The organism is Ligilactobacillus sp. RTP31139st1_D10_RTP31139_211217, from assembly GCF_040226755.1.
GTDB lineage: Bacteria > Bacillota > Bacilli > Lactobacillales > Lactobacillaceae > Ligilactobacillus > Ligilactobacillus animalis.
The window spans coordinates 57,626-74,220 of the sequence record NZ_JBCOAR010000011.1; the positions used below are offsets into that span (position 1 = coordinate 57,626).

At 42.7% G+C, this 16,595-nt stretch carries 13 protein-coding genes; 12 read left to right on the forward strand and 1 reads right to left on the reverse strand.

Annotated elements, in window-relative coordinates; all coding sequences use genetic code 11:
- Positions 1 to 36 precede the first annotated feature (36 nt).
- On the reverse strand, positions 37 to 999 hold the full coding sequence (locus ABT996_RS07610; protein WP_010689772.1) for an L-lactate dehydrogenase: 963 nt from the start codon (positions 997 to 999) through the stop codon (positions 37 to 39).
- Between the two features lie 280 nt (positions 1,000 to 1,279).
- Between ABT996_RS07610 and pth the strand changes: the two genes are divergently transcribed.
- The 12 genes from pth (at position 1,280) to lysS (ending at position 16,142) form a co-directional block, all read left to right on the forward strand.
- Positions 1,280 to 1,846 carry an aminoacyl-tRNA hydrolase gene (gene pth, locus ABT996_RS07615; protein ID WP_035448778.1) on the forward strand — a complete coding sequence of 189 codons (567 nt, stop codon included), beginning with the start codon at positions 1,280 to 1,282 and terminating at the stop codon, positions 1,844 to 1,846.
- A 19-nt stretch (positions 1,847 to 1,865) separates the two neighbouring features.
- Positions 1,866 to 5,399 carry a transcription-repair coupling factor gene (mfd, locus tag ABT996_RS07620; protein ID WP_035448788.1) on the forward strand — a complete coding sequence of 1,178 codons (3,534 nt, stop codon included), beginning with the start codon at positions 1,866 to 1,868 and terminating at the stop codon, positions 5,397 to 5,399.
- Entirely contained in the window at positions 5,389 to 6,978 is a 1,590-nt protein-coding gene (locus ABT996_RS07625) for a putative polysaccharide biosynthesis protein (protein ID WP_035448779.1), read from the forward strand. Before mfd ends, ABT996_RS07625 begins: the two co-directional genes overlap by 11 nt.
- Complete coding sequence (locus ABT996_RS07630) at positions 6,975 to 7,244, forward strand: RNA-binding S4 domain-containing protein (RefSeq protein WP_035448781.1); 270 nt, start codon at positions 6,975 to 6,977, stop codon at positions 7,242 to 7,244. Before ABT996_RS07625 ends, ABT996_RS07630 begins: the two co-directional genes overlap by 4 nt.
- Before the next feature lie 79 nt (positions 7,245 to 7,323).
- On the forward strand, positions 7,324 to 7,731 hold the full coding sequence (locus ABT996_RS07635; RefSeq protein WP_010689765.1) for an FtsB family cell division protein: 408 nt from the start codon (positions 7,324 to 7,326) through the stop codon (positions 7,729 to 7,731).
- 79 nt (positions 7,732 to 7,810) lie between these two features.
- Positions 7,811 to 8,311 (forward strand): S1 domain-containing RNA-binding protein, encoded by a 501-nt coding sequence (locus ABT996_RS07640; RefSeq protein ID WP_010689764.1) that lies wholly within the window; start codon positions 7,811 to 7,813, stop codon positions 8,309 to 8,311.
- Positions 8,312 to 8,370: 59 nt separating this feature from the next.
- Entirely contained in the window at positions 8,371 to 9,741 is a 1,371-nt protein-coding gene (gene tilS / locus ABT996_RS07645) for a tRNA lysidine(34) synthetase TilS (RefSeq protein WP_035448783.1), read from the forward strand.
- Positions 9,734 to 10,276, forward strand: coding sequence for a hypoxanthine phosphoribosyltransferase (gene hpt, locus ABT996_RS07650; protein WP_010689760.1), 543 nt, complete (start codon positions 9,734 to 9,736; stop codon positions 10,274 to 10,276). Before tilS ends, hpt begins: the two co-directional genes overlap by 8 nt.
- Positions 10,277 to 10,355: 79 nt before the next feature.
- The gene (gene ftsH / locus ABT996_RS07655; protein ID WP_035448784.1) at positions 10,356 to 12,476 is read left to right on the forward strand and encodes an ATP-dependent zinc metalloprotease FtsH; all 2,121 of its coding nucleotides are present in this window, start codon (positions 10,356 to 10,358) and stop codon (positions 12,474 to 12,476) included.
- A gap of 112 nt (positions 12,477 to 12,588) precedes the next feature.
- The gene (hslO, locus tag ABT996_RS07660; protein WP_035448786.1) at positions 12,589 to 13,476 is read left to right on the forward strand and encodes an Hsp33 family molecular chaperone HslO; all 888 of its coding nucleotides are present in this window, start codon (positions 12,589 to 12,591) and stop codon (positions 13,474 to 13,476) included.
- A 70-nt stretch (positions 13,477 to 13,546) separates the two neighbouring features.
- Positions 13,547 to 14,542 (forward strand): tRNA dihydrouridine synthase DusB, encoded by a 996-nt coding sequence (dusB, locus tag ABT996_RS07665; protein WP_010689754.1) that lies wholly within the window; start codon positions 13,547 to 13,549, stop codon positions 14,540 to 14,542.
- Between the two features lie 103 nt (positions 14,543 to 14,645).
- Positions 14,646 to 16,142 carry a lysine--tRNA ligase gene (lysS, locus tag ABT996_RS07670; RefSeq protein WP_004050100.1) on the forward strand — a complete coding sequence of 499 codons (1,497 nt, stop codon included), beginning with the start codon at positions 14,646 to 14,648 and terminating at the stop codon, positions 16,140 to 16,142.
- Positions 16,143 to 16,595: the final 453 nt, after the last annotated feature.

Below are 16,595 nucleotides of genomic sequence, written 5' to 3' on the forward strand. Positions count from 1 at the left end.
CAAGACCTCGACTGCTTTGAGCAAAATGCTAAGAGATTAGTCTTCTAAGCTCTTCAAACCGTTTGTAAGAACTTCTTTCAAAGTCTTAGCAGATTCTTGCATTTGCTTCATTTCTTTTTCGTTCAAAGGAACTTCGATAACTTGCTTAACACCATCAGCATTAACTACAGCAGGTGTACCAATGTAGATGTCGTTTAAGCCGTATTGACCATCCATGTATGCGGAGATTGGCAATACTGTATCTTCGTCACGTAAGATAGCTTTAGAAATACGTGCAAGAGCAGCCGCAACACCGTAGAATGTAGCACCTTTCTTGCTGATGATTTCGTAAGCTTTATTTCTAACGTCATCTTCCATCTTATCAAGAGTTTCTTGAGAGATGTTGTTAGCTTTTACCCAATCCAAGAATGGAACAGCACCGATCGTTGCAGCTGAGTAAGCAGCAAATTCGGAGTCACCGTGTTCACCCATGATGTATGCGTGCATAGAACGAGGATCCTTGATGCCTGTAAGGTCAGCCATAGCAACACGAAGACGTGCTGTATCCAAGGATGTACCTGAACCTAAAACACGTTCTGTTGGGAAGCCAGAGAACTTCCATGTTGCGTATGTCAAGATGTCAACTGGGTTAGCAGCAACCAAGAAGATACCGTTAAAGCCAGAATCAACAACTGGTTTAACGATTGATGACAAGATGCGTAAGTTCTTGTTAACAAGGTCAAGACGAGTTTCACCAGGCTTTTGAGGAGCACCTGCAGTGATAACAACTAAGTCTGCATCTTTGCAGTCAGAGTATTCTGCAGAGTAGATCTTCTTAGGATATGTGTAACCTGTAGCATCGATCAAGTCTAATGCGTCACCTTCAGTACGTTCTTTAACAACGTCAACGATACCGAATTCTTCAGCAATACCTTGTAAAGCCATTGCATATGCATAGCTAGAACCAACAGCGCCGTCACCGACTAAAATAACTTTTTGATGATTTTGTGTTTTTGACACAGTAATTCATCCTTTCTTAAGTAACTTAATTGATACTCCATAAGTATAACATGTTTTTCAGTAAATGGTGCAAAGTTTTCACGAGTTTGTAAGTTTTTTTTTCAGTAGAAATCACAAAGTGTGGTATACTTAGTGAAATTAAATCAATTATTGGAAGCGTCTTTTTAGACGCTTCAATGCTAGATGTACGCTTAACTGTGCCTAAGTACGGTTTGAACAGTGTGCATTTTTTTTGGTAATGTAAATTTTCTTTTAGATGTGAAAGGTTTTGAATTTAAAGATGAAATTGATCGTAGGATTAGGTAATATTGGCCGTCAATATGAAAATACCCGTCATAATACGGGCTTTATGATCGTGGATCGCTTTGCAGATGCAAATGGTCTTTCCTTTAATAGGGAAAAATTTGATGCTCAACTAGCTGATGGTATGGTCGGGGGCCAAAAAGTTTTGTTGGCTAAACCGACTACTTATATGAATGAATCAGGTCGTGCAGTTCGCCAGATCGTGGATTATTACGACTTAGATCTTGATGATGTGATCATCGTCTATGATGATATGGATCTTGATTGTGGTCGTTTACGGTTGCGGCAAAAAGGCTCTGCTGGAGGACATAATGGGATCAAGAGTTTGATCGCTCATTTAGGCACCCAACAATTTGACCGTTTACGGGTGGGGATCGATCATCCGAAGCAAACCAAAGTCGTTGATTGGGTCTTAGGTCGCTTCACGCCAGAACAACGCGAAAACTTCGATCTAGGAGCAGCTGATGCAGTAGCAGCGTTAGAAGAGTGGGTCAAGACCGATGACTTTGCGCAAGTGATGAATAAGTTCAACCGTAACAAGTAAGAAAGGATACGCCATGAAGATGAAACTAAAGGAAGCCTTTCAGAGTCTTCCAGAAGTCAAAGAGTGGTCACAAAAAGAACCAGGTCGTCATTTGATCACGGGACTGACCGGCTCGGCTAAGACGCTTTTTTTAGCTGAGCTGTTCTTAGAAAATGCAGGTCCAAAATTGATCGTCTGTGATGACTTGTATCGGGCCCAACAGTTAGCTGATGATCTTGAAAGCATCTTAGATCCAGCTGATGTTTTGTTGTTTCCTGTCGAAGAGATGCTGGCGTCAGAAATGGCAACGAGTTCACCTGAATTTAAAGCGCAACGTGTTTTAGCGTTGGAAGCGTTAGCCAAGCAGGAAAAAAAGCTGATCGTGACTTCAATGTCGGGGTTACGGCGCTTTTTACCCCCAGTTGAACTTTGGCAAAAAAGCCAGTTAGATCTGGTCGTTGGCCAAGACTATGAATTAGCTGAATTGGTGCAGTTGTTGGGCCAAATGGGCTATACGCGTCAAAAGCAAGTTGAACGCCCAGGCGACTTTGCACTGCGGGGCTCGATCCTAGATATTTTTCCTTTAAATATGTCAGATCCGCTCCGGGCAGATTTTTTTGATACGCAGTTAGATTCATTGCGGACTTTTGATGTGGCTGATCAGCGCAGTTTAGAAAATATTGAACAGGTGCAGATCTTACCGGCAACTGACCTTATTTTTGATAAGGAACGTTTGGAAAAAGCGGCGTTAGCTTTAGATGAAGCTGTCAAAAAAGCTTCCACTAATCTGGCTAAAGAAACAAAAGAGCAACTGGATAAGAATTTTTCAGCTAAGATCGATACCTTTTTGAAGGGTGAATTAAGTGCTAAAGATCTGAGTTTAGTTGAGTATATCTATCCTGAAAAGCTCAGTTTATTCGATTATTTAGCTCCAAATGGTGAAGTGTTTTTTGATGACTACCCGCGTTTGCGCGAAAAAGAAAAACAACTAATTCAAGAAGAACAAAATTGGATCGTTGAGCAGTTGGAAAAACAACAATTGCTTGCGAATGCTGTTTTAGGCCACGAATTGAGCTCTTTAGAAAAGAAGGTCAAACAGCCTAAAAACTTTTTAGCCGCCTTTCCTAAGGGGATGGGGCGGATGCGCTTTGTGCAGCATTTAGACATCAAAGCACGCATGGTCCAACAGTTCTTTGGCCAAATGCCACTGCTAAAAGCCGAAGCAATGCGCTGGAAAGAAGGCGGTCAAACCGTTGTCTTGCTGGTCGGTACTAAAGAACGCCAAGAAAAGCTCCATCAAACGTTAGCCGATTTTGGGATCACGTCTTTATTAGGATCAGCCGATGACATCCAGCCTGGTCAAGTGCAGATCGCTTTAGGTCAGTTGAACAGTGGGTTTGAATTACCGGAATTAAAATTAGTCGTTTTGACTGAACAAGAACTCTTTGCTAAACGCTCACGCAAACAACCTAAACGCCAAACGATGAGTAACGCAGAACGTTTGAAGAGCTATACCGATCTGAAAAAAGGGGATTATATCGTTCACGTCAACCATGGGATCGGGCGTTTTATGGGAATGCAGACTTTAGAAGTCGGTGGTAAACACCAAGACTATATGACGATCGTTTACCAAGAGGATGCCCAGCTCTTTATCCCGGTCTCTCAGCTCGATCGGATCCAAAAATACGTGTCAGCGGAAGGCAAGACGCCACGGATCAACAAGTTAGGTAGTAACAAATGGGCTAAGACCAAGAGCAAAGTTGCCGCTAAGATCGAAGACATTGCCGATGAACTGGTCGAATTGTATGCGCAACGTGAATCTAATAAAGGGCATGCCTTTCCCCCAGATGATGGTTACCAACGGGAATTTGAAGCGGCTTTTCCTTTTTCAGAAACACCTGATCAGTTGCGGAGTGCTAAAGAGATCAAAGCCGATATGCAAAAAGAACGCCCGATGGATCGTTTGTTGATCGGTGATGTGGGTTACGGCAAGACTGAAGTTGCTTTACGGGCGGCCTTTAAGGCGATCGAAGACGGCAAGCAAGTTGCCTTTTTAGCGCCGACAACGGTTTTGGCGCAACAACATTTTGAAACGATGCAGGCGCGCTTTGAGGGTTTTCCCGTCAATATCGGTGTCTTATCACGGTTTAGCACTAAAAAACAAGTTGATGAAACTTTGGCTAAGCTAAAAAGTGGTGAGTGTGATGCCGTTGTTGGGACCCACCGTTTATTGTCTAAAGACGTCAAATTTGCTGATCTGGGCTTGTTGATCATCGATGAAGAACAACGCTTTGGGGTCAAGCATAAAGAGCGTCTAAAAGAACTCAAGTCGACTGTCGATGTTTTGACACTGACAGCTACGCCGATCCCGCGGACATTGAATATGTCGATGTTAGGTGTGCGGGATCTATCGGTGATCGAGACGGCGCCGATGAATCGGTATCCGATCCAGACCTATGTGATGGAACAAAATTACGGGGTGATCGTGGATGGTATCAAGCGAGAAATGGCACGTGGGGGGCAAGTATTTTTCTTGCACAATCGAGTCGATGATATCGAAAAAAAGGTCGATGAGCTACGGAGATTAGTGCCCGAAGCTAAGATCGCTTATATCCATGGGCAAATGACAGAGACTCAATTGGAAGGGATCTTGATGGACTTTATCGCGGGCCAATACGATGTGTTAGTGACGACAACGATCATCGAAACTGGGGTCGATATCCCAAATGCCAATACACTTTTTGTGGAAAATGCTGATCGGATGGGGCTAGCTCAGCTCTATCAATTACGCGGACGGGTCGGACGATCGAACCGTGTCGCCTATGCCTACTTCATGTATGAACCTGATAAAGTTTTAACGGAAGTGAGCGAAAAACGTCTGGAAGCGATCAAGGACTTTACCGAATTAGGTTCAGGGTTCAAGATTGCGATGCGTGACCTCTCGATCCGGGGAGCGGGTAATCTATTAGGTAAGCAACAACATGGCTTTATCGATTCGGTCGGCTATGAGTTGTACACGCAGATGTTGAATGAAGCAGTCGCTAAGAAACGTGGCCTTAAGCCTAAGTTACACACGGATTGTCAGATCGATCTTTCATTAGAAGCTTATCTACCCCAAAGTTATATCGAAGATCCGCGCCAAAAGATCGAACTTTATAAGCGGATCCACCAATTGGAAAATAAAGAACAATATGAAGAGATCAAAGAAGACCTCATCGATCGTTTCGGTGAATATCCTGTTGAGGTGGCTAATTTACTAGAAGTTGGATTATTGAAGCTATATGCTGATCATGCATTATTAGCCAATATCACTCAAACTAGTGCAGCTAAGCTCACATTGGATCTTGCGCCTGTAGGGGTGAAAAAATTCAATGCCCCGATGATTCTCAAAGCGTTGGATGCAGCTGGACTCGATGCGACCTTTGAAACGACGGACAAAAAGACAGCTATCAAGTTGACTTTGCAACCAGCACAGCAACCAGAACTCTTGGCTAAGCTCCAAAAATTATGTTTTAATTTAATGGCTGAGATCGATAACAAACCACAGATCGAGGAAACCGTAGATGAAAAATGAGCAAGTCAAAAAGACGATGAAAGGGGCTTTGATCCTTTCGATCGCGTCGTTGATCGCTAAGATCTTAAGTGCGGTCTATCGGATCCCCTTTGAAAATATTGTTGGAAATACTGGTTTTTATGTCTATCAGCAGGTCTATCCGCTCTATGGGATCGGCGTTGCTTTTGCCTTGACCGGCTTTCCGGTCTACATTTCTAAGCTAGTTGCCGAACAACGCGATGAAGCGGCCAAACTGCGCTTAGTTCAACAGGTATTTTTGATCTTGTGCGTTTTTTCGGGCGCGATCTTTGTCGGATTGCGGGTATTTGCCCCGCTTATTGCACTTTTGATGGGAGATCCACAGCTGACAATTTTGATCAAAAGTGTGGCTTGGATGTTTTTGTTCATGCCATTTTTGGCGGTCGGACGGGGCTATTATCAAGGGACATTTGATATGCTCCCGACTGCGATCTCACAGGTGACTGAGCAATTCATGCGGGTTGGGATGATCATCTTAGCAGCCTGGGCCTTTACACTTTTTGACTGGTCCTTATACTGGATGGGATCCGTTGCGATGTTGGCCTCTAGTGCGGGGGCAGTAGTTGCTTGTTTGAGTTTTATCAAATTTTATGCTAAAAAGTTTTTCAAAAAAACGGCTACCCCTAAATTCAGTTATCTTTACCTGATCGAAAAACTCTTTAGCGATGGTTTGATCATCTGTTTATTTGCTTCGACGATGGTCTTGTTGCAGTTGATCGATTCTTTTACGCTCGTACGTGGGTTATTGCACAACGGGATCCCAGCCGCGGCGGCTAAAGATCTAAAGGGTATCTATGATCGAGCCCAACCGTTATTACAGTTAGGCATGGTCCTTGCGATCGGTTTTTCTTCAACGCTCTTGCCGGCATTGAGTCAAGCGTTGCAAAAGCGGAAATACGCTGAATTTCGGCGGATCGCACAAGTTATGTTGCGTGTCAGTGCGGCGATCTCGGTGGCAGCTTGTTTTGGGATGGTCGTCTTGATGCCACAGATCAACACTTTACTGTTTGGGGATGCGAATTTGAGCGCCGAATTGGCCGTTTATGTAGTCAGCGTGATCTTTATCACTTTGATCGGGACCTATAATTCGATCTTGCAGAGTTTGAATCAGTTTTTGATCACGGTTGTCGGTCTGCTAGGTGCTTTAGTTCTAAAATTCGTACTAAATATCTGGTTGGTCGGGCGCATGAATATTATGGGTGCCAGTGTTGCGACCGTGCTTAGCTTGATTTTTGCGCTAGTCTTTATGCTGTTGTTTAGCCCTGAGATCGTCAAAGGGTTGTTCAATGAAGGGCATTTTTGGCTCAAGTTAGGCTTAGCGATCACTGTGATGCTGATCAGTGTGCGGATATTTACCATGAGCTACATGCATTTTATCGGTAATGAGCGTAGCGATACGCTCGTCATGTCGCTTGGAGGAGCCTTTTTAGGGGCTTTGGTCTTTTTAGGGTGTGCCTTAGCGTTCAAATTATTTAGCGTCCGCGAATGGCTCATGTTACCCGGGGGCAAAAAGATCTTGAAAGTTTGGCAAAAAATTATCAGAAAAGAGGGAATCTTATGAGATTAGATAAATATTTAAAAGTTTCACGTGTGATCAAACGGCGCAGTGTGGCAAAACAAATCGCCGACCAAGGCCGGATCACGATCAATGACAAAGTTGCTAAGTCCGCTAGTGATGTGGTAACAGGCGATACTTTAGTGATCAATTTTGGAAATAAAACTTTGACTTTGAAAGTTCTAGAATTAAAGGATACGACCAAAAAAGATGAAGCTAAGGGTATGTACGAGATCATCAGTGAAGAATATAAGGAAGATTTTAGGTTCTAAATTGAATCTTTAACACCAAGTTTGTTATAATCGTCGTAAATATGTAACGGTTTTGGATGATTTGGTGAGGTCTAACTGAATGAAAGAAGATAAGCAAAAGATCAAAGTCATGAATAATGATTTTTATCGGGAAAAAACAGCTGCCAAAAAGCGGATGGCCGCCAAAAACCGGCGTTATCTGCAACACAAAGTCATAATGCGTTTGTTTGCAGTGATCGCGACGGTCGTGACCGTTGTTTGTCTAGTCCAAGTCGGACGCAACTTGTGGCAAGCACATACGGTCAAGCAACAGACGACAACTGCTCAAAAAAAACTTGATAAGGTAAAAAAAGACAATTCTAGCTTGAAACTACGGGTAAAGCAGCTAAATGATGATGAATATTTAGAGAAGTTGATCCGGGAGAAATATTACTATTCTCGTGACAATGAAACGATCTATAATTTGCCCGATGATAAGGCTAAAAGTGTCTTAGATTCAGAAAAATAAATTTTTTTGGTTAAACTACTAGTATCGTGATATACTTAGGTGTATTTTATTAGAACTTTCTAGGAGGAAAAATTTTTTTATGTCAATTGAAGTCGGAGAAAAAGTCAACGGCAAAGTATCAGGAATCACTAATTTTGGTGCTTTTGTGGATTTAGGGGATAAAAAAACTGGCTTGGTGCATATCAGTGAAGTTTCAAATAATTTTGTTAAGGATATCCATGATGTGTTGACAGTAGGGGATAAAGTAACAGTCAAAGTGCTTTCGGTCGGTGAAGATGGTAAGATCAGTTTATCGATCAGAAAAGCAAGCGACAATGTTCAAAAAGAGTTTGAGAAAAATACCAAAGAAGAGCGCAACCAACGTGAAGGCGACTTCCGGAACAATGGTAAGGGAAATAATCACAGAAATAACGGTAATGCGGGCAAGGGTCGTTCCTTTGCGCCTCGCAAAACTGAAAACAAAAAGAAAGACTTCGACTCTTTATTGGCTGGTTTCTTAAAAGAAAGCGACGAACGCTTGACCTCTTTGAAACGGAATACGGAAGGTAAGCGCGGTGGCCGTGGTGGACGCCGTAGCTAAGATATAAAAGGACTGTGGCATTTTGTCACGGTCTTTTAGTGCTTTAAGGGAGAAATTTTATGCAAGCGACAAAACAGCAGTTTGCCCTACAGTGGCAAAATTTAAAGCTCTCAGCTAAAGAAAAAGTCTTGGTGGCGGTCTCGACGGGAGCAGATTCGATGGCATTATTGTGGCTGTTAGCGCATTTGCCGGTAGCAATGCGTCCGCAGATCAGTGTGGCATATGTCGATCATCAATTACGCGACCAAAGTAAGGCTGAGACAGAATTTATCCAACGCTATTGCCAAGAACACGGGTATCCTCTTTTTATCAAGACTTGGGCTGTAGCTGAGCATCCACAGACTGGACTGGAAGAAAAAGCCCGCAAAATGCGATATGGATTTTTTGAAACAGTACTAGAAAAACAAAAGATCAAGTACTTATTGACGGCGCATCACGCCGATGATCAAGCTGAGACCTTTTTGATGAAGTTGTTGCGTGGGGGCGACTTGGCGCAATTGACGGGGATCAAAAGCAGACGTAAATTTGGGAATCGAGCCGAGTTGCTCCGCCCGTTGTTGGGCTTTACCAAAGCACAATTGTTACATCTAGTTCAGGAACAAAACATCACATATTTTGAGGATGAGACTAATGGACACGATGACTATTTGAGAAATCGCTTGCGACACCACGTTATTCCGCAATTAAAGCAAGAAAATCCGCAATTTTTAGCGCATGTGGAAAATTACGCTACGCAGTTGAGTGAAGTTCTTAGCTTAGCCGATGAAGCGAGTAAAGAAAAATTGGCTAAATTACAACAAGATGATGGTAGCTATGCCTTAGAGCAGTGGCAAGCGTTGGCCGTGCTGTGGCAAAATCAGCTTTTACGCCAACTTTTCCGACCAAATCAGCTAGAATTATCGGAAAAAAAACTGGCTCAAGCTAACTGTTTGCTAAATAACACTACTAAGCCACAGGGACAACTCGATTTGGGCCAAGGATATTTTTTGGTCAAAGAATACCATCATTTCTGGATCGCTGATCATCCTTTGCCAAGTGAGAACTTAGAGCTTCAGCGATCTTTGGCATTAGGCGAGTGGCAATGGATATCTGAGACGGAAAAAGTCGGGCTCTTTTTTAAAGATGCTTACCGCCCGCGCCCAGGTGATGATATCTTAGCCGTGTCTGCAGAGGAGGCACCATTTCTTTTGCGTCACCGGCGACCCGGCGATCGTATGAAAACTAAGATCGGAACTCAAAAAATCAAGCAGATCTTGATCGATCGAAAAATAGCGAAAACTAAACGTGAGCGTCTGTGGTTAGTTGCAGCCAAGGATGGAAACATTTTATGGGTCGTTAAAGTGAAAAAAACTGATTTGTCACCACGGCTCGTAAATGCTAAAATGCAATACATAATAGTTTTGCGAAGAGAGGTAAAAGATGATGAATAACGACATCAAAGAAATTTTATACAGCAAAGAAGATATTCAAGCAGTTGCCCAAAAATTAGGGGCACAGATCACCGCCGACATGAAGGATAAAAACCCCCTCGTGATCTGCGTTTTGAAGGGTGCGATCTTGTTTATGGCCGATATCGTGCGTGAGATCGACACGTACTGTGAACTTGATTTTATGGATGTATCCAGCTATGGCGATGCAACTGAATCATCTGGTGAAGTTAAGATCATCAAGGACTTAGACGTTTCTGTCAAAGATCGTCACATTTTGATCGTCGAAGATATCATCGATACTGGTCGCACTTTGGAACGGTTAGTAGAATTGCTCAAACACAGAAATGCAGCTTCAGTTAAGATCTGTACTTTATTAGATAAACCTGAGCGTCGGGTGAAATCTGTCGTGCCTGATTATGTTGGCTTTGAAGTGCCAAATGAATTCGTGGTCGGCTATGGTCTAGACTACATCGGACATTACCGTAACTTGCCTTACGTAGGTATTTTGAAACCAGAAGTTTACGAGAACAATTAATAGTCAATATTAGTCAAATATGATATTATTGGTTCGATAGCTTTAAATTTTATGAAATTTACCTAAAAGGAGGAACTCCATGAATAATAACAAAAATGGACTAGTGAAGAATAGTCTATTTTACATTGTGATCTTCCTTGGCATTATGGGTGCGCTCTATTACTTTGTCGGTAATCGTGGCGGTGCTCAATCACAACAGATTCAATCGAGCCAATTCATTACCGAATTGAAGAAAAACAATGTCAAAGATTTCACAATGCAACCAGCAGGTAGTACCTACCGCATCACAGGTACCTACAAAAAACCAGCTAATGTGGAAAAGACTGGTGGCCTAACAGGTATTGCGGGTACCTCTACTAAAGTCTCGACCTTTACGACCAACGTGTTGACCAATGATACCTTAGTTAAGCAGATCGAAAGCTATGCTACTAAGAATAAAGTCAAATATGGCGCTAAAGAAGAGGAATCCAGCAGTATCTGGGTCCAACTCTTGATCTACGTCTTGCCCCTTGTCTTCTTTATCTTCTTCTTCTACATGATGATGGGACAAGCTGGCCAAGGCGGTGGCAATGGTCGTGGAGTGATGAACTTTGGTAAATCCAAAGCTAAGCCAGTTGAAAAGAAGAACAACAAAGTTCGCTTCTCTGACGTAGCTGGGGCCGAAGAAGAAAAGCAAGAATTAGTCGAAGTAGTCGAATTCTTGCGTGACCCACGTAAATTCCTTTCTTTGGGTGCACGGATCCCATCCGGTGTGTTACTCGAAGGACCTCCCGGAACTGGTAAGACTTTGTTAGCTAAAGCAGTCGCTGGTGAAGCGGGAGTACCATTCTTCTCGATCTCTGGTTCTGACTTCGTGGAAATGTTTGTCGGTGTCGGGGCTAGTCGTGTGCGTGATCTGTTTGAAAACGCCAAGAAGAGTGCGCCAGCCATCATCTTTATCGATGAGATCGATGCTGTCGGTCGGCGTCGTGGCAATGGCATGGGGGGCGGTCACGATGAACGTGAACAAACCTTGAACCAATTGTTAGTTGAAATGGATGGTTTTGAAGGTGATGAAGGTGTCATCGTGATGGCCGCTACGAACCGTTCTGATGTTTTGGACCCAGCCTTGCTACGTCCAGGACGTTTTGACCGTAAGATCTTAGTTGGTCGCCCTGACGTTAAGGGTCGTGAAGCGATCTTGAAAGTCCATGCCAAGAACAAGCCACTTGCTAAAGATGTCGATCTTAAGATGATTGCTAAGCAAACACCTGGCTTTGTCGGGGCTGACCTTGAAAACCTGCTCAACGAAGCCGCTTTATTGGCTGCTCGGCGCAACAAAAAAGCGATCGATGCCTCAGATATCGATGAAGCTGAAGACCGCGTGATCGCTGGTCCAGCTAAACGTGATCGCGTTATCAGCAAGAAAGAACGCGAGACCGTGGCTTACCACGAAGCTGGGCATACGATCGTTGGTCTGGTCTTAAACGATGCGCGGGTCGTTCACAAAGTTACGATCGTCCCACGTGGTCGTGCTGGTGGTTATGCGATCATGTTACCAAAAGAAGATCAAATGCTGCTTTCCAAGAAAGACATGCAAGAACAAATTGCTGGCTTGATGGGGGGACGCGCTGCTGAAGAGCTTATCTTTGGGCAACAATCCTCTGGGGCTTCCAATGACTTCCAACAAGCAACTCAATTGGCACGTGCAATGGTGACCGAATACGGGATGAGCGATCAATTAGGTCCTGTCCAATATGAAGGTCAAAGTGGCATGTTTGCTGGGGATGCTGTGCCTGGTCAATCCGCCTTCTCAATCAATACAGCTAATGCGATCGATGAAGAAGTCAAACGCTTATCCGAAGAAGGTATGGCTTTGGCTAAGAAGATCATTTCAGAGCATAAAGAGCAGCATGAAGTTATCGCAAAAGCCTTGCTTGAATACGAAACACTTGATGAAAAGCAAATTTTGAGCTTGTATAAGACAGGTAAGATGCCAGCCCAAAATGAAGATGAGTTTCCAAGTGAAAAAGCAACAGCGACGACTTTTGAAGAATCAAAAGAAGCTTTGGAACGTAAAGAAGCTGCTAAACGTGAAAACAAAGTAGCTGATGAAACGACATCTTTCCCAAGTGAAAAAGATGCAACTGCTGATAAAAATAAAACCACAGTCTTCTATCCAAAAAAGGATAAAAAAGACACAGACTCGGATAAAGATTAGTCTTTGAGCGAGTGGTGGAATAAATTTTAATAGGAGGAAGTAAGTTGGCCTATGTGCCGCCCGCTTGCTTCCTCCTTATTTGTTGAAAAAGATAAAGGAATAGGTGAATAAAATGTCTGATTATTTAGTTAAAAGTTTAGCCTACGATGGGCAATTACGTGCGTATGCGGTCGATGCAACCCAAACAGTTCGCCAAGCACAAGAATATCATGATACTTGGAGTGCGGCTTCTGCAGCTTTAGGTCGAACATTAGTCGCAACTTTACTATTATCGGAAGCTTCATTAAAGGGTGAAGGTAAGATGACAGTGAAAGTCAACGGTGATGGACCATTGGGCGCGATCGTCGTTGATGGTAATGCCAATGGAACGGTCAAAGGCTATGTCCAACACTCACATATCCATTTACCATTGAACGATAAGCACAAGATCGATGTTAAAGGTGCAGTCGGAACGACAGGTTTCCTATCCGTTACTAAAGACCTGGGCTTAAAAGAACCATTTACCGGGCAAGTACCGCTTGTTTCGGGTGAATTGGGCGAAGATTTTACGTATTACTTGGCTAAGTCCGAACAGATCCCATCAGCCGTTGGGTTGTCAGTTTTTGTCAATGATGATAATACGATCCAAACAGCTGGCGGCTTTTTGATCCAAGTCATGCCAGGAGCAACGGATGAAGTCTTGACTAAACTGGAAGAACGCTTAAAAGACTTGCCACTAGTTTCAGAAATGATGCGTGAAGGTTTGACCCCAGAAGATATCTTAGTCAAATTATTTGACGAAGAAAATGTTGAGATCTTGGATAAAAAGCCGGTAGCGTATGAATGTGATTGCTCTAAGGACCGTTTTGCCCAAGCGATGGCCAGCCTACCTGAAGCAGATATCGAAGAGATGATCAAAGAAGATCACGGCGCAACTGCTTTATGTCATTTTTGCAATCGTGAATACCATTTTTCAGAAGATGAATTGCGTGAGATCGTAAAAAATGCAAAAGAAAAGTAGTCGTTTAAATAAAAGTGTGCTATTATCTACAAACGAAGTAAAGAATGATTTTATGAGGTGAAATTGATCCATGGAATGGAAAATTGGAGATATCACGATCCCAAACCAAGTTGTGGTAGCCCCAATGGCTGGGGTGACCAATGTGGCCTTTCGGATGATCTGTAAGGAATTTGGTGCAGGTATGGTCGTATGTGAAATGATCTCGGATAAAGGGATCCATTTCCGTAACAAAAAGACACTTGAGATGTTATTTGTCGATCCAAGTGAACATCCAGCAAGTGTGCAGATCTTTGGTGGAAGCAAGGAAACTTTAGTCGAAGCAGCTCAGTTTGTGGCGGAAAATACCAATACTGATATTATTGACATCAATATGGGGTGCCCTGTGCCTAAAGTTACTAAGACCGATGCTGGGGCAAGATGGTTACTTGATCCGGATAAAGTATATGAGATGGTCAAAGCCGTTTCGTCATCCGTTGAAAAACCAGTTACCGTAAAAATGCGGACCGGTTGGGATGAGGACCACATTTTGGCGGTCGAAAATGCATTGGCAGCGCAAGAAGCTGGGGCTAGTGCATTAGCAATGCATGGTCGGACAAGAAAACAACTTTACTCAGGTCATGCAGACTGGGAGCTATTGCATGAAGTGGCTAATAAGTTGACGAAGATCCCATTTATCGGTAATGGGGATGTTCGCACGCCGCAAGATGCTAAGACGATGTTGGATGAAGTTGGTGCTGATGCCGTGATGATCGGACGGGCGGCTTTAGGTAATCCATGGATCGTTAAGCAAACGACACATTACCTAGAGACTGGTGAATTATTAGAAGAACCAAAACCAGCTGAAAAGATCGCAGTGGCTAAAGAGCACTTGCATCGTTTAGTTGAAGCTAAAGGTGAAATCGTGGGACCAAAAGAGTTTAGATCCCAAGCGGCTTACTATCTTAAGGGGATCCCACGTTCAGCCAGAACCAAAGCTGCTTTGAATTCAGCTGATACAGAGCAAGAAATGCAAGAGATCTTTGATAATTTCTTGGCTGATATGATCGCTCAACCAATTCGGCGTTAATTATGACTTTTGAGTATGCTATAATTAAAAAATAGTAAAGATGAAACGTGTTCGAAAAGGCACCACCTTTTCTCACACTCTAAAGAAAGGCGAGGATTTTTAAATGGGTAACCAACAAAACATGAATGACCAATTGCGTGTACGTCGTGAAAAGATGCAAGAATTGCGCGCAGAAGGTATCGATCCCTTTGGTCATCGGTTTGAACGTGATTCAATGAACCAAGACTTGCATGATAAGTATGGTGAAATGGACAAAGATGAATTAAATGGCTTGGAGATCACAGCAACGATCGCTGGCCGTATGGTAGCTAAACGTGGTAAAGGTAAGGTAGGCTTTGCTGATCTACAAGACCGCACTGGTAGAATGCAACTTTATATCCGTAAAGATGAAGTGGGCGAAGATATGTATCACATCTTCAAGCGCTCAGATCTGGGTGATTTCTTAGGTATCAAGGGTCACGTTATCAAGACTGATATGGGTGAATTGACGATTAAAGTGACAGAATTGACTTTCTTATCCAAAGCTTTGCGTCCATTACCAGACAAGTGGCATGGTCTTCAAGACGTAGAACAGATCTATCGTCAACGTTACTTGGACTTGATCTCCAACAAAGAAAGCTACGATCGTTTTGTGAACCGTAGCCGGATCATTTCAGCTATTCGTCGCTATTTAGACGGCGAAGGCTTCTTGGAAGTGGAAACACCAGTGTTACATACCCAAGCTGGTGGTGCTGCTGCACGTCCATTTATCACTCACCACAATGCTCTAGATATCGAATTATATCTTCGGATCGCCCTTGAATTACACTTGAAGCGTTTGATCGTTGGTGGGATGGAACGTGTGTATGAGATCGGTCGTGTCTTTAGAAATGAAGGTATCGATACACGCCATAATCCAGAATTTACAATGCTTGAATCTTATGCTGCATACTTTGACTTTGAAGACGTTATGGATGAAACAGAAGGTATCTTCAAAGCCGCTGCTTCAGTAGTGTCAAATAACAACATCGTGAACTATCAAGGTAAAGATGTCGATTTTGATAAGCCATTTAAGCGCGTGCACATGGTCGATATCATCAAAGAATATACTGGTGTCGATTTCTGGGAAGAAATGACTTTAGAACAGGCTCGTGCTTTGGCTGATGAGCATGGTGTTCACTATGAACAATACTGGAAAGTTGGTCACATCATCAACGAATTCTTCGAACAATTCTGTGAAGATAAGATCGTTGACCCAACATTTGTTTACGGCCATCCAGTTGAAATTTCACCGTTAGCTAAGAAGAACGTTAAGGATCCACGTTTCACTGATCGCTTTGAATTGTTTATCTTGGGTAGCGAATATGCTAATGCCTTTACTGAGTTAAATGATCCGATCGATCAACGTGAACGTTTTGAAGCACAAGTGGAAGAACGTCAAGCTGGTAACGATGAAGCAGAAGGTATCGATGAAGACTATATCGAAGCTATGGAATATGGTATGCCTCCTACAGGTGGTCTAGGTATCGGTATCGATCGTTTGGTGATGCTGTTGACAGATGCACCTTCGATCCGTGATGTTTTATTATTTCCAACAATGCGTCCGATCGAAAATAACTAAAAATAAGATATTTTTTCAATGCTGTGGCTGCTTAGTCACAGCATTTTTTTGATATATGTAGGTTGATCAAAAAAATTTAAAAAAGTCCTTGACGCTTAAATGTATTCCTTGCTATACTATAAAAGTTGCTGATGCAGAGCAGTTACTTAAAAATATAATATAAAAAAGATGTTGACATCATCTTGGGAATCATGATATTATATTTAAGCTGATTTGTTGCAGCAGAAAAATTAAAACAAAAAATTGTTGACATCATTCAATGTTTTTTGTTAAAATAATCTAGTCGTCAAAAAACGACTGGGATAAAAATTAAAAAAAGTTGTTGACATGAAAAAAATCAATATGTTAAAATGTTGATGTTGATTGTATCAACTGAGTAGATCTTTGAAAACTGAACAAAGTTTCGATAAGCAAATGTGCAGGGTCTCTTATCCGAGCGATAAGAGCAATAAA

Bases quoted from the DNA above. Each gene is read 5' to 3' on its own strand.
- pth (WP_035448778.1), top strand. From the start codon at position 1,280: ATGAAATTGATCGTAGGATTAGGTAATATTGGCCGTCAATATGAAAAT.
- mfd (WP_035448788.1), top strand. From the start codon at position 1,866: ATGAAACTAAAGGAAGCCTTTCAGAGTCTTCCAGAAGTCAAAGAGTGG.
- ABT996_RS07625 (WP_035448779.1), top strand. From the start codon at position 5,389: ATGAAAAATGAGCAAGTCAAAAAGACGATGAAAGGGGCTTTGATCCTT.
- ABT996_RS07630 (WP_035448781.1), top strand. From the start codon at position 6,975: ATGAGATTAGATAAATATTTAAAAGTTTCACGTGTGATCAAACGGCGC.
- ABT996_RS07635 (WP_010689765.1), top strand. From the start codon at position 7,324: ATGAAAGAAGATAAGCAAAAGATCAAAGTCATGAATAATGATTTTTAT.
- ABT996_RS07640 (WP_010689764.1), top strand. From the start codon at position 7,811: ATGTCAATTGAAGTCGGAGAAAAAGTCAACGGCAAAGTATCAGGAATC.
- tilS (WP_035448783.1), top strand. From the start codon at position 8,371: ATGCAAGCGACAAAACAGCAGTTTGCCCTACAGTGGCAAAATTTAAAG.
- hpt (WP_010689760.1), top strand. From the start codon at position 9,734: ATGAATAACGACATCAAAGAAATTTTATACAGCAAAGAAGATATTCAA.
- ftsH (WP_035448784.1), top strand. From the start codon at position 10,356: ATGAATAATAACAAAAATGGACTAGTGAAGAATAGTCTATTTTACATT.
- hslO (WP_035448786.1), top strand. From the start codon at position 12,589: ATGTCTGATTATTTAGTTAAAAGTTTAGCCTACGATGGGCAATTACGT.
- dusB (WP_010689754.1), top strand. From the start codon at position 13,547: ATGGAATGGAAAATTGGAGATATCACGATCCCAAACCAAGTTGTGGTA.
- lysS (WP_004050100.1), top strand. From the start codon at position 14,646: ATGGGTAACCAACAAAACATGAATGACCAATTGCGTGTACGTCGTGAA.